Genomic DNA, 13,489 nt, shown 5'->3' with positions numbered 1-13,489 from the left:
ACGATCCGCGGGAGCCCCCTCCGCATTCGCCCAGAACCGCGCGATGCTCGTGCCGGCGGGAGTGCTGGTGCTTCTCGTCCTCGCCGTGACTCTCGGCCCCTTCTTGTTCAATCTCCCGGACCCTGAGCGCCAGACGCTCGCTGATGCACGCCTCGCTCCGCTGAGTCCGGGTCATCTGCTGGGGACCGACGGTCTGGGGAGGGACGTCCTCTCCCGAGCGCTCGACGGCGGACGGGTCTCACTGCTCGTCGGGTTCTCCGCCGTTGCGATCGGGTTCATCGTCGGGGGCCTGCTCGGAGTGACTGCTGGCTTCCTCGGTGGGAAGGTGGACGCGGTCATCAGCAGGCTCACGGAGATCTTCTTGGCATTCCCCTCGCTGATCCTGGCACTCGCGATCGCGACATTCCTCGGCCCGAGCGTGCGGAACATCGTGCTGGCGATCTGCTGTCACACCGTTCCCGCCTACGTTCGACTGGCTCGCGCCAACGCCATCAAGATCCGCAACAGTGACTTCGTCGTCGCTGCGTCCTTGGCGGGAGCCAACGTGGGTTACACGCTCAGGCGGCACATCGTTCCTCTTGTGCTCCAGTCCCTGTTGGCCTACGGCCTCCTGGCGACAGGCACCGCGATCGTCATCGAGTCGAGCCTGTCGTTCCTGGGTCTGGGTGTGCGTCCGCCGCAGTCGACGTGGGGCAACATGCTCGCGGACGGCAAGACCGAGCTGGCGATGGCCTCCCACGTTGCCTTCGTGCCCGCCATCCTCTTGTTCCTGACCGTTCTCAACCTGAATCTCGTGGGAGAGGGACTGCGGATGCGCGCCGACCGGAAGGTGGGTGCCGCATGAGTGACGTGGTGGTCGCGATCGAGGACCTGCACGTGGCCTTCTCGACTCCGCGTGGAGAGGTCCGGGCCCTGCGCGGGGTGAGCCTCGAGGTGCGCGCCGGCCGGATGGTGTGCCTCATCGGAGAATCCGGGTCGGGCAAGTCGGTCACTGGTCGCGCACTGATGGGGCTGCTCCCGGCGCACAGTGCGCGCATCGGTCCGGGCTCGATGCGGTTGCACCAGGAGGAGCTCCTCGGGAAGTCCGAGTCGGCCATGCGGAGCATCCGAGGACGGAGGATCGCGATGATCTTCCAGGACCCGAGCAGAGCGCTCAACCCCACGAGACGCATCGGCGACCAGGTCGGGGAGGCCATCAAGATCCACTTTCCCGACCGCCGTGCTTCAGCCGTGCGGGCCAAGGTGCTGGAACACCTGGACTCGGTCAAGCTGCCTGACGCGGCACGTGTCGCGAAGAAGTACCCGCACGAGCTCTCGGGAGGGATGCGTCAGCGGGTCGCGATCGCCATGGCCCTCTCCGCCGAGCCTGAGGTACTGGTGGCGGATGAGCCGACGACGGCGCTCGACGTGACGACGCAGGTCCAGATCCTCGATCTGCTCCGCAGCCTTCAGCGTTCCCGTGACATGTCCGTGCTGCTCATCACCCACGACATGGGCGTCGCGGCCCACTACGCCGACGATGTCGCGGTCATGTACGCCGGACGGGTGGTGGAGCGCGCGCCGGCAGCCGAGCTGTTCGCGGATGTCGAGATGCCGTACACGCAGGCCCTGCTGGAGTCCCTGCCGTCGGCACGCGCAGGCAGAGGGGCGTTGCAGACGATCCCTGGCGGTCCTCCGGACCTGGCGCTGGGTATCAGTGGGTGCGCCTTCGCCCCACGGTGTCGGTTCGTCACGAGTCAGTGCAAGCAGCAGCCAGTCACGCGCGAGGTTGCCGGAGACCACGTCTTCGAGTGCTGGCACCCCGTCGGGAAGGAGTCGAGATGAGCGCCCATACGGCCCACCAGGAGCTCGGCGAGGTGGTCCTGCAGGTCAAGGACCTGCGACAGCTCTATGGCCGTGGGAAGCGAGCCTTCCACGCGGTGGACGGGGTCTCGTTCACCGTGTTCCGTGGGGAGACATTGGGGCTCGTGGGAGAGAGCGGGTGCGGCAAGTCGACGACGGCGCGTGCCGTCCTCGGTATCAGGCCTCCTACCGCAGGCAGTGTCACGTTGGGCGGTGCGGAGCTCACCACCCTCCGCGGCCGTGCGTTGAGGGAAGCGCGCTCGTCGATGCAGCTGGTCTTCCAGGACCCCTACAACTCTGTCAATCCTCGGTGGACGGTGCGACAGGTGGTGGCCGAGCCCCTGCGTCTGGCCCGCTGGACCAGCTCCAGGGCCCGCACCCGGGTGGATGAGCTCCTGGACCTGGTCGGGCTCGACCCGGCACGGTTCGGCGACCGGTCGGCCCGGCAGCTCTCAGGGGGGCAGGCCCAGCGCGTCGGGATCGCCCGAGCTCTCACCACGGACCCGGAGCTCCTCGTCTGTGACGAGGCGGTCTCTGCCCTCGATGTGTCGGTCCAGGCCCAGATCCTCAACCTGCTGGACCACCTGAAGCGGGAGCTCTCCCTCACCACGCTGTTCATCTCCCACGACCTCGGTGTCGTCCGCCACGTCAGTGACCGGGTGGCCGTGATGTACAAGGGAAGGATCGTCGAGACGGGGGAGTCCGACCAGATCTTCGAGAACCCCCAGCACCACTACACCTCCCTCTTGTTGCACTCGGTCCTGGAGGTTGGTGTGGAGCCCGGCTCGGCGACTCGGCGCCCGATCGAAGTCCAGACGCCCCAAGGCGACCCCGCCGGGTGCCTGTTCGCGCCGCGCTGCCCGGGCGCCCGCGACATCTGCAGAACCACGGAGCCCGAGCTGACTCCGATTTCCCCCAGCCACGCCGCTGCTTGCCATTTTCCGACAGGCGTCGTCGACACGACGAGAAGGAGTACATCCCAGTGACCAAGCTCGACCGCACGGTTCTCCCCATTCCGGACGAGGTGCTGCAACAGCTGCCGACTCGCTCCGGCGCCTTGAACCTCGAGTCGGTTGCGGCACCGGAGGGCGCTCCCAATGTGGTGATCGTGCTGATCGACGATATGGGATTCGGTGCCACATCGGCATTCGGTGGGCCGTCCCAGTCACCGACTGCTGAGGAGCTGGCCGGCTCAGGGCTCCGGTACACGCGATTCCACACCACGGCTCTCTGCAGTCCCACCCGTCAGGCTCTGATGACAGGTCGCAACCATCACGCCGTCAACATGGCCTCGATCACCAACCTGGCCACACCGGTTCCCGGCTACACCTCAGTACGACCGAGGAGTGCCGCGACCCTGGCCGAGGTCCTCCGCCTGAACGGGTACAACACCGGGGCGTTCGGCAAGATGCACCAAACACCCCCGTGGGAGGTCAGCCCGGTCGGGCCATTCGACCGCTGGCCCACCGGTGAGGGGTTCGAGCGGTTCTACGGCATCGTCGCGGGGGAGGCCAACCAATATGCCCCGCTGCTGTACGACGGCACCACGCCGGTCTCGCCGCCGAAGGATGCGAGCTACCACTTCAGTGAAGACATCGTGGACAAGTCGATCGAATGGGTCCAGACCCAGAAGGTGCTGGCACCGCAGAAGCCGTTCTTCCTCTATCTCTCGTTCGGCGCGACACATGCTCCGCACCATGTGCCCCGCGAGTGGATCGAGAAGTACCGCGGTCGGTTCGACCAGGGCTGGGACGCCGAGCGCGAGCGCATCGTCGCGCACCAGCGGGAGCTCGGAGTCGTCCCGCCCGACTGTCCGCTGACCTCACGTCATGACGAGATCCCCGCATGGGAGGACCTGACGGACGACGAGCGAACGGTCGCGGCCCGGCTGATGGAGGCGTTCGCCGGTTTCGCCGAGCACACGGATGCGCAGGTCGGACGGCTGGTCCGGGCGGTGAAGGAGGTGGACGCGTTCGACAACACCTTGTTCATCTACATCATGGGCGACAACGGCGCGTCCGCCGAGGGAGGCATCCACGGCACGCTCAACGAGATCGCCAGCCTCAACGGTATCCACGACTCCTCCGACGCGATGCTCGACATGCTGGACGAGGTCGGAGGGCCACGCGCCTACAACCACTTCTCGGCCGGATGGGCGCACGCCACGAACACGCCGTACCAGTGGACCAAGCAGGTCGCCTCGCACTGGGGCGGCACCCGAGTCGGCACTATCGTCCACTGGCCCCGAGGCATCAAGGAGACAGGCGAGGTGCGCACACAGTGGCACCATGTCATCGACGTGATGCCTACCGTGCTGGAGGCGGCAGGGCTCCCGCTGCCGGAGAGCGTGAACGGCACGACTCAACAGCGGACCGACGGCGTCAGCATGCTCTACTCGTTCGACGACCCTCAGGCCGCGGAGCGGCACACCACGCAGTACTTCGAGATGTTCGGGAACCGTGGGATCTATCACGAGGGCTGGACCGCCTGCACCAAGCACGTGACCCCGTGGGATCACTCTCAGGCGATCCCCCTCGCCGAGGACCGGTGGGAGCTGTACAGCCCCGAGGACTGGAGCCAGGCAGACGACCTCGCCGAGGAGATGCCGGAGAAGCTCGCGGAGCTGCAGGCGGTCTTCGAGCGAGAGGCGAAGGCCAACAGTGTGCTCCCGTTGGACGACCGCCGGGTGGAGCGGTTCAACTCCGACATCGCGGGTCGGCCCGACCTGCTCAAGGGACGTACAGAGATGGTTCTGCGGCCGGGAATGCGTCGGTTGCACGAGGTGGCCGTGCCCAATGTCAAGAACAAGTCGCATGTCGTCCACGCCTCGATCACTGTCGGTGAGGACGGTGGAGAGGGCGCCATTGTCTCGCAAGGTGGGCGGTTCGGCGGATGGACGCTGTGGCTCAACCAGGGCGTTCCGCAGTACTCGTACAACTGGTTCGCCCGCGAGCGCTACGACGTGTGCGCCCAGGACCAGCTGGGTCCCGGTGTGCACGAGGTCCGCTACGAGTTCGAGTGCGACGATGCGCCTGGTTTCGGGCGGGGGGGAACGGGCCGCCTCGTCGTGGACGGCCACGAGGTCGCGAACGGCCGCATCGAGCGGACGGTGCCGTTCCACACCGGATCCAGCGGCAGCACAGACGTCGGTGGCGACCTCGAGGGTGCACCTGTGATCGACGACTACCGGGAGCCGGACGGCTCGTTCTCCGGGGAGATCCACTGGGTGCGGATCTCGATCAGCGGTGACGCCGAACCCACGCCCCCCGCGGTGAACGCGCAGATCGAGACGGCGCTTCAGTGAGCGGGATTCGCACGGATCTACAGGGAGGCCAGCTCTCGGGGCAGGTACGATGAACGACCGGAACAGCGACTCAGGACGACCCGCCTGCTGTGCCCCAGCGGTCGGCGATGCGGTCGAGCGACGATCGGGCGCCGGCGCTCCCGCTGTACGGCCTGGTCCTCGCTCCCACCGCCGTCAGGTGCTCATCCCCGGTGGACGGTTCTGGATGGGGGACGAGCACGGCGACGGCTATGTGGCTGACGGCGAGACTCCTGTGCACGAGGTCGTCCTGGATGACTTCTACCTCGACGAGAGCGCTGTCACGGTCAGTCAGTTCGCGACGTTCGTCAAGGCCACCGGCTATGTCACAGACGCCGAGGATCTCGGAGTCTCGGCGGTCTTCCATGCGGCGGTCCGGGCAGATCCGCAGGATGTCCTGCACCGTCTTGCCGACACCCCCTGGTGGGTCGCTGTGAGGGGAGCGTCATGGAGGCACCCCCAAGGGCGCGGTTCGGCGGCGGTGGCGAACCATCCCGCAGTTCACGTCACGTGGAACGACGCACATGCCTTCGCGAACTGGGCCGGGAAGCGGTTGCCCACCGAGGCCGAGTGGGAGTACGCCGCACGAGGCGGGCTGTCCGGCTCGCGATTCCCATGGGGGGACGTCCTGAAGCCCGGTGCTCGATGGCAGTGCAACATCTTTCAGGGCGACTTCCCGCACGTGAACACGGCGGAGGACGGCTACGAGACAACTGCTCCAGCCAAGTCGTTCCGGCCCAACGGCTACGGGCTCTACAACATGGTCGGGAACGTCTGGGAGTGGTGTGCCGACTGGTTCCAGCCTGACTATTACCAGCGCTCGCCGGCCACGGCCCCGCCAGGCCCCTCGGCAGGGGACCGCAAGGTCTTCCGAGGTGGCTCCTACCTGTGCCACGACAGCTACTGCTACCGGTACCGCGTCTCTGCGCGCTCGTCGAACTTCCCGGACTCGACATCCGCGAACGTCGGCTTCAGGTGTGCCAACGACGCCTCGCCTGCGGACACGCCGAGCGGTCCACAAAGTCCGCCCTCGCAAGGAGTTCGAACATGAATGCTGCTACTCACATCTGGCGACACGCCACGACCTCACCCGACAGCCTCGCGCTCAGGGAGGCCCAGCGCAGCTGGACCTACGCCCAGTTGCGCGACGGCATCGCCAGGACGGCCGACGAGCTGACCGAGCGTGGGGTCGGCCGCGGCGATCGCGTCCTCATCGTCGTGCCGACCAGCGCCGAGTTCGTCCACGTCTACTACGCGGTGCTCTCCCTCGGAGCCACCGCGGTCACGGTCAACACCCTCAGCACCTCCCGCGAGCTGGGGTACTTCCTCGACGACGCGGGTTGCACGCTGGCCGTCGGCTGGAGCGAGACGGCCGAGCCGATCACGAGCGCCGCTGAGCGCAACGGGATCCCGGTGTGGGTTCTCGCGCCCGGCGGCGCCGACCCGCGCGGGCCAGAACCCGGGGTGCCGGACCCCGCCGAGGTCGAACCCGAGCACGCCGCCGTACTGCTCTACACCTCCGGCACCACCGGCCGGCCCAAGGGTGCGGTGTTGACCCATCACAACCTGCTGGTGACCGGCGAGATGTTCACTGAGACGCTGCCTCTTACCGGCGACGACCGGATGGGCACCGCGCTGCCGCTCTTCCACGTGTTCGGCCAGGCCGCGGTGATGGCCTCCATCTACAACGCCGGCGGGTCGTTCTCGGTGCTGCGGCCCTTCCACGGGGCTCGGCTGCTGGAGATGGCCGCGAACCACCGCCTCACGGTCATGGCTGGGGTCCCGACCATGTGGAACGAGATGCTCCACGCCGAGACCGACCTGGGGGTCGAGGACTTCGCGGACCTCCGGGTGGCGTGCTCGGGCGGTGCGGCGATGCCGCTGCAGGTGGCTCGGGCGTTCCGTGAGCGGTTCGGTGCGACCGTGCTCGACGGCTACGGCCTGAGCGAGACCACCGGCGCAGCGACGTTCAACGAGGTCGACGGCGCGCGCAAGGAGGGCAGTGTCGGCCGTGGCCTGCCGGGCGTTCTCGTCACTATCCTCGATCCCGAGCGCAACCCCGTGGCCGTCGGCGAGATCGGCGAGATCGCGATCGACGGTCCGTGTGTGATGCGTGAGTACTGGCAGCGTCCCGACGCCACCGCCGCCGTGACGCACGGCCCGTGGTTCCTGACCGGCGACCTGGGGCGCATGGATGCCGACGGGCACCTATGGATCGTCGACCGCATGAAGGACCTGATCATCCGCGGCGGCTACAACGTCTACCCGCGGGAGGTGGAGGAGGTTCTCTACACCCACCCCGCGATCCTCGAGGCCGCGGTCGTCGGCCTGCCGGACGAGCGCCTCGGAGAGGAGGTCGCCGCCATCGTCGTGCCGCGAGCCGGGCAGGACGTCGACCTCGGTGAGCTCCGCACCTGGCTCTCCGAGCAGCTCGCGGCCTACAAGGTGCCGCGGGTCTACCAGGTCGTGCCGGCGCTGCCCAAGGGCGCGACCGGGAAGATCCTCAAGCGCGAGATCAGCCGCGACGACCTGCTTCGCGGCGGAGTCCGCCCGGCTCGCTCACAGGTGACCGCCGACGCCACGATCACCACGTCCTGACCAACCTCACGAGACGTCGCATCACCCGCGGCCCGGCGACTGCCCAGCGGTCCCAGCCGGTCGTATCCGGTTCGGTTGGCGCGGCCGTCGGTGGACGGGTGCGCTCCATCGGCTCTCGGCGGCCGTGCCCGCAGGTCCCCAGGAAATGCGTACAGGTGGAAGGTAAAGACTTGAATCCGAATCTGTGTTCAAGTACGTTGGGTGAGCCCGCTGTTCAGAGGAGCCAGTGCATGACGACGACATCGCCCGACCCGAACGAGGTCGTCGCACCCTCCGCACGTGCCCTCCTCATCGACTTCGGGGGAGTGCTCACCGTCCCGATCGCGCGCGCCTTCCGGGCACTTGGCGCGGGTGCCGGCCTCGATCCCGACGACGCGCTGCGGGTGCTCGCCACCCATGAAGGCGCCCGCGTCGCGCTCGTCGAGCACGAGAGGGGCCGGCTTGACGACGAAGGCTTCGAGGACGCCTTCGCCGCCGCGCTCGTCGAATCCGGCGGTCGGGTCGAGCCGCGGGGCCTCCTCGCCGGTCTCGCCACGCATCTCGATCTCGATCAGCCGATGGTCGACCTCATCCGGGAGGCGCGGGCCGCGAGGGTCCCTGTTGCGCTTGTCTCCAACTCCCTGGGCCGCGACTGCTACGCCCGCGTCGACCTCGACGAGCTCTTCGACGTCACGGTCATCTCCGGACAGGTGGGCGTGCGCAAGCCCTCTCGCGCGATCTACCGCATCGCGTGCGAGCGGATCGGCGTCGACCCGCGCGAGTGCGTGCTCGTCGACGACCTCGAGCACAACCTCGTGGGTGCCGCTCGCCTGGGCATCCGGGGGATCCTGCACCGCACCGCCGACGAGTCCCTGCCCCGTATCCGCGAGGCGCTGTCCCTCCCCGCTCCCACGACCGCCTCCCGTTGAGCCCTCTTTCCTCCTACGAACCAAGGACCACGAGATGTTCGAACTCAGTGAACGCGGACAGCACTACCGCGACAGCATGCTCGCCTTCATGGACGAGCACGTCTACCCCGCGGAGGGCGTCTATCGCGAGCAGATGCGCGCTTCCGGCGACGCCAACCACCACCCGCAGGTCCTCGAGGACCTCAAGACGGAGGCGCGCGCCCGCGGTCTGTGGAACCTCTTCCACCCGCACCCCGAGTGGGGGCCCGGCCTGACCAACCTCGAGTACGCCCACCTCGCCGAGATCACCGGTCGCAGCATCGAGATCGCACCCGAGGCCGTCAACTGCAATGCGCCCGACACGGGCAACATGGAGGTGCTCACGCTCTTCGGCACCGACGAGCACAAGGAGAAGTACCTGAAGCCGCTGCTCGCGGGCGAGATGGCCTCCGCCTTCGCCATGACCGAGCCGGCCGTCGCGAGCTCCGACGCCACCAATGTCGAGACGCGCATCGAGCGAGACGGTGACGAGTACGTCATCAACGGCCGCAAGTGGTGGACCTCCAACGCGTTGCACAAGAACTGCAAGGTCCTGATCGTCATGGGGAAGACCGATCCGGATGCACCGACCCACCGCCAGCAGTCGATGATCGTCGTCCCCATCGACGCTCCGGGCGTCAAGATCGAGCGCGGTCTGCCGGTCTTCGGCTACATGGACCGGGAGGGCCACGCCGAGGTCACCTTCACCAACGTGCGTGTGCCTGTCACTGCGCTGCTCGCAGGGGAGGGCGACGGCTTCATGATCAGCCAGGCACGCCTCGGGCCGGGGCGCATCCACCACTGCATGCGGGCCATCGGTGTCGCCGAGCGCGCCCTCGACCTGATGATCGACCGGGCCCAGTCCCGGGTGACCTTCGGTGAGCCCGTCGCCAACCGGTCCAACATCATGGACTGGGTCGCCGAGTCGCGCATCGAGATCGAGATGGCGCGCCTGCTCACCCTCAAGGCCGCGCACATGATGGACACCGTGGGCAACAAGGTCGCCCGCACCGAGATCGCGGCGATCAAGGTGGCCGCACCCAACGTCGCGCTCAAGGTCATCGACCGCGCCATCCAGGTGCACGGCGGCGGGGGCGTCAGCGACGACTTCCCCCTGGCCATGTGGTACGCCCACATGCGCACCCTGCGGCTGGCCGACGGCCCCGACGAGGTGCACAAGATGACGATCGCCCGCCGCGAGTATCGTCGGCGCAGCTCGGAGCAGGGCAGGCAGAGGTGATCGAGGGCATCGACACGGCCGCCATGACCGCATGGCTCACCAAGCGCGTCGATGTCGTGCCGCCACTGGCCTACGAGCGGGTGGGACTGGGCCAGTCCAACCTCACCTACCTCGTCACCGACGCGAAGGGGTCGCGCCTGGTGCTGCGGCGCCCCCCGATGGGTGAGTTGCTCGCCTCCGCCCACGACGTGGCGCGGGAGCACAGGATCCTCTCGGCGCTGCAGGACGGCGATGTCCCCCTTCCGGTCGTGCACGGCCTGTGCGAGGACCCGGCGGTCGCCGACGCGCCGGTGCTGGTCGTCTCCTTCGTCGACGGGCTCGTCCTCGAGGAGCGCAGTGACGCTGAGGGTCTGGCGCCGGCCGCCCGGCACGCCGTCGGTCTCTCCGTCGTCGACACCCTCGCCCGCATCCATGCCACCGATCTCCAGCGGGTGGGACTGGCCGACCTCGCGAGCCACAAGCCCTACGCTGCCCGGCAGCTCAGGCGGTGGACGGGCCAGTGGGAGCTCTCGCGCACGCGGGACCTGCCCGACCTGGACCGCCTCACAGTGCGGCTGCACGACCACGAGCCCGCGCCGGGGGAGGTCACCCTCGTCCACGGTGACAGCCACCTGCGCAATGTCATCGTCGATCCCGTCGAGGCACGGGTGCGAGCCATTCTCGACTGGGAGCTGGCCACGCTCGGTGACCCTCTCGCCGACCTCGGGACGCTCCTGGCCTACTGGCCCCAGGCCGGCGACCCGCCGACGATGCGTTTCGACGCCTCGACGGTCGAGGGGCTGGCCTCCCGGAGCGAGCTCGTCGAGCACTACGCACAGGTGTCCGGGCGCGATGTCGCCTCGGTGCCGTTCTGGCACGGGCTCGGCCTGTGGAAGCTCGCGATCATCCTCGAGGGGGTGCGGCGCCGCCAGCAGGACGACCCGCGCAACCTCACCGCCGCCGGGGTGATCCCGGCCGAGGCAGTCGATCAGCTCGTGGCCCATGCGCACGTCGCCCTGAGCGAAGACCTCTGAGACCACCTCTCAAGACCACCTCCCAAGACCACCTCCAGAAAGAAGGGCACCTGCCATGTCGGATGTCGTACGCGTCGAGTCCCTCAAGAGCGACCTCGGCGTCTCCCGGACCGTGAGCCTTCCTCGGCAAGAGCTCGAGGAGGGCTGGGTCCGCGCCGAGATCGAGCGCGTGGCCCTGAGCACGAACAACATGACCTACGCGGTGTACGGCGACGCGCTCGGTTACTGGAATCTCTTCCCAGCCGTGGACGCCGACCACGGGTGCATCCCGGTATGGGGCTTCGCGCACGTCACGGAATCGCGCGTGGCTGAGATCGCCGAAGGCACGCGCGTCTTCGGGTACTTCCCGCTGTCGAACGAGCTCGTCATGCAGCCGACTGGGATCACCACACGCAGCTTCGTCGACGGTGCCGCGCATCGCACTGGGACTCCGAAGGTCTACAACATCTATGAGATCAAGCCAGAGCCTGCCTCGCCCCGGTCGGACAGCTTCGTGTCGATCTTTCGACCGCTCTTCATCGCCTCGTACACGGCCGCGGACTTTCTGCGTGAACGGAACTACTTCGGCGCCGGCCAGATCGTCATCTCCAGCGCCTCGAGCAAGACGGCCTACGGCGTCGCCCACTGCATCGCGGACGACACGTCGGCGGTGAAGATCGGACTCACCTCCGCGCGCAACCTCGACTTCGTGCGGCAGATCGGATGCTACGACCAGGTCGTCGAGTACGGTGATCTCGCTTCCATCGACCTCGGCGTGCCGACCCTCTACGTCGACTTGGCAGCCGATCCGGAGCTGAGGCATCGGGTGCATGAGCACTTCGGCGACGACCTCGTCTACGACTGTCTTGTCGGTTCGACCCAAGGTGTGCAGCTGCCCGATCCCGCCGCGCCGGACGAGACCCTCTCCGGTCCCCAACCGGAGTTCTTCTTCGCCGCCATGCAAGTGGACGCGTACAAGGCGGCTGGGCAGGCGCGCGCCTTCATGGAGCGCTACGAGCGTGACGAGCTCACTTTCACCGAGCGTGTCGCCGATCTCGGCAACCCGTGGATGCGTCTCGAGGAGCACGACGGCCTGTCCGCAGCCCCCAGTGTCATCGCCCAACTGCACGACGGGACCGTGGATCCGGCCGTGGGGCACATCTTCGAGATCCGACCCGCCGGAGCCGGTGGATGAAGTTGATGGTGGACTCGGATGGTCGCGGCCATCGCCAGTAGTGTAAGAGTTATGCCTTCTCACGAGCCCGAGCGCGGCGTGGGCGAGATTCCGGATCTCGTCGACGCCGCTCGGCTCGGTACTCAGCCCCAGACGGCGCGCGGCCAGCGCACCCGAGCTGCCCTCATTGCGGCCGCCCGCACGGTCTTCGAGCGTGACGGGTACGTCGACTCGCGGTTGGTGGACATCGCTGCCGAGGCCAAGTGCTCGATCGGCAGCTTCTACACGTGGTTCGACAGCAAGGATGAGGTCTTCGCCGCGGTCCTACACGAAGCGCAGAGCGAGATGCTTCACCCGGGCACGGGGCGCATCGAGGCCACAGACGACCCCGTGGCGATCATCGCGGCGAGCAACCGGGCCTATTTCGAGGCCTACCGGCGCAATGCGCGTCTCAATGTCCTCCTCCTGCAGGTGGCCGCGGTCGATTCCCGCTTCCGGGAGATGCGCCGAGCCCGCTCCGCCGCCTTCATCAACCGCAACGCCCGGGCGATCTCCGACCTGCAGCAGCGTGGCCTGGCCGACCGGGGCGTCGAGGCGTCGATGGCCGCCAAAGCACTCTCGGGCATGGTCGCCCGGCTGGCCCACGAGGTCTTCGCCTTCGACGGCGAAGACAACGTCGATGAACTCGTCGAGACAGCCACCCGGCTGTGGACCAACGCTCTCGGCCTGACGACGCCCGACCTGCGGGCCGACTGAGCTGCCTTCGTCCACCGGGTCATCCCCTCAGCCCGGCGCCCCGTGACCATCGATGGTGAAGGCGGCCGGGTCGCCTTCCCGGGCTGCTGCAACCGGGGGCTACCAGGGGCGGGCCGCCACCGGTAACAAGTCGTGCTCCTCCCGTGACCGCGCCCTGTCGTGTGGGGCTCAGGAGCTGAAGCGCCCGATCGACTCGGCGACGAGGATCGGCTTGTCGATGCCGTCGGCCTCGACGGCCAGCGTCGTGACGACCTTGACCGCGCCGGGCGCTGTCTCCTCGACCGAGGTGATCGTCGCGCGCATCCGGATGCGCGCGTCCACCGGCAGCGGGTGGTTGAAGCGCACCGTGTCGTAGCCGTAGTTGAGGCTGTGGGCGAAGCCGTCGAAGGCCACGAGCTCTTCGAGGAACGTCGGTGTGCGCGCGAGGCTGTAGAGGCCGTGTGCGATCGTCGAGCCGAAGGGGGAGTCCGCCGCTCTCGTGGGATCGACGTGGATCCACTGGTGGTCGCCGGTGAGGTCGGCGAAACCGTCGATCCTCCCTTGGTCGACGACGTGCCACTCGGTCGGGCCGAGCTCGACGCCGACGAGGTCCTCAAGGTCCTGCGCGGAGGTCGGTCGGTGCTGCGCGGTCTGGGTCAC

12 protein-coding genes are annotated in these 13,489 nt (G+C 68.0%); 11 read left to right on the top strand and 1 reads right to left on the bottom strand.

Annotated elements, in window-relative coordinates:
* The first annotated feature begins 67 nt into the window (after positions 1–67).
* The 11 genes from KVF89_RS11925 (at position 68) to KVF89_RS11875 (ending at position 12,850) form a co-directional block, all read left to right on the top strand.
* Positions 68–844 carry an ABC transporter permease gene (locus tag KVF89_RS11925; RefSeq protein ID WP_257425779.1) on the top strand — a complete coding sequence of 259 codons (777 nt, stop codon included), beginning with the start codon at positions 68–70 and terminating at the stop codon, positions 842–844.
* A complete protein-coding gene (locus KVF89_RS11920) occupies positions 841–1,824 on the top strand; it encodes an ABC transporter ATP-binding protein (RefSeq protein WP_257425778.1) in 984 nt (327 codons plus the stop codon). The genes KVF89_RS11925 and KVF89_RS11920 overlap by 4 nt, the downstream gene beginning before the upstream one ends.
* A complete protein-coding gene (locus KVF89_RS11915; RefSeq protein WP_257425777.1) occupies positions 1,821–2,828 on the top strand; it encodes an ABC transporter ATP-binding protein in 1,008 nt (335 codons plus the stop codon). Before KVF89_RS11920 ends, KVF89_RS11915 begins: the two co-directional genes overlap by 4 nt.
* Entirely contained in the window at positions 2,825–5,146 is a 2,322-nt protein-coding gene (locus KVF89_RS11910) for an arylsulfatase (RefSeq protein WP_308212715.1), read from the top strand. The genes KVF89_RS11915 and KVF89_RS11910 overlap by 4 nt, the downstream gene beginning before the upstream one ends.
* A 49-nt stretch (positions 5,147–5,195) precedes the next feature.
* Positions 5,196–6,215, top strand: coding sequence for a formylglycine-generating enzyme family protein (locus KVF89_RS11905; protein WP_306809343.1), 1,020 nt, complete (start codon positions 5,196–5,198; stop codon positions 6,213–6,215).
* Positions 6,212–7,762 carry a class I adenylate-forming enzyme family protein gene (locus tag KVF89_RS11900; protein WP_257425775.1) on the top strand — a complete coding sequence of 517 codons (1,551 nt, stop codon included), beginning with the start codon at positions 6,212–6,214 and terminating at the stop codon, positions 7,760–7,762. The genes KVF89_RS11905 and KVF89_RS11900 overlap by 4 nt, the downstream gene beginning before the upstream one ends.
* A 230-nt stretch (positions 7,763–7,992) precedes the next feature.
* On the top strand, positions 7,993–8,670 hold the full coding sequence (locus KVF89_RS11895) for an HAD family hydrolase (protein WP_257425774.1): 678 nt from the start codon (positions 7,993–7,995) through the stop codon (positions 8,668–8,670).
* A gap of 34 nt (positions 8,671–8,704) precedes the next feature.
* The gene (locus KVF89_RS11890) at positions 8,705–9,928 is read left to right on the top strand and encodes an acyl-CoA dehydrogenase family protein (protein ID WP_257425773.1); all 1,224 of its coding nucleotides are present in this window, start codon (positions 8,705–8,707) and stop codon (positions 9,926–9,928) included.
* Positions 9,925–10,941, top strand: coding sequence for a phosphotransferase family protein (locus KVF89_RS11885; protein WP_257425772.1), 1,017 nt, complete (start codon positions 9,925–9,927; stop codon positions 10,939–10,941). The genes KVF89_RS11890 and KVF89_RS11885 overlap by 4 nt, the downstream gene beginning before the upstream one ends.
* A gap of 55 nt (positions 10,942–10,996) precedes the next feature.
* Positions 10,997–12,115, top strand: coding sequence for a DUF2855 family protein (locus KVF89_RS11880; protein WP_257425771.1), 1,119 nt, complete (start codon positions 10,997–10,999; stop codon positions 12,113–12,115).
* Between the two features lie 18 nt (positions 12,116–12,133).
* Positions 12,134–12,850: a TetR/AcrR family transcriptional regulator gene (locus KVF89_RS11875; protein ID WP_257425770.1), complete on the top strand. Its 717-nt coding sequence runs from the start codon at positions 12,134–12,136 to the stop codon at positions 12,848–12,850.
* Positions 12,851–13,018: 168 nt separating this feature from the next.
* Here KVF89_RS11875 and KVF89_RS11870 read toward each other — a convergent pair whose 3' ends face one another.
* The gene (locus KVF89_RS11870) at positions 13,019–13,489 is read right to left on the bottom strand and encodes a MaoC family dehydratase (protein ID WP_257425769.1); all 471 of its coding nucleotides are present in this window, start codon (positions 13,487–13,489) and stop codon (positions 13,019–13,021) included.

The organism is Nocardioides carbamazepini (assembly GCF_024614185.1).
GTDB lineage: Bacteria > Actinomycetota > Actinomycetes > Propionibacteriales > Nocardioidaceae > Nocardioides > Nocardioides carbamazepini.
This window is presented reverse-complemented; position numbering and strand designations above follow the sequence as displayed.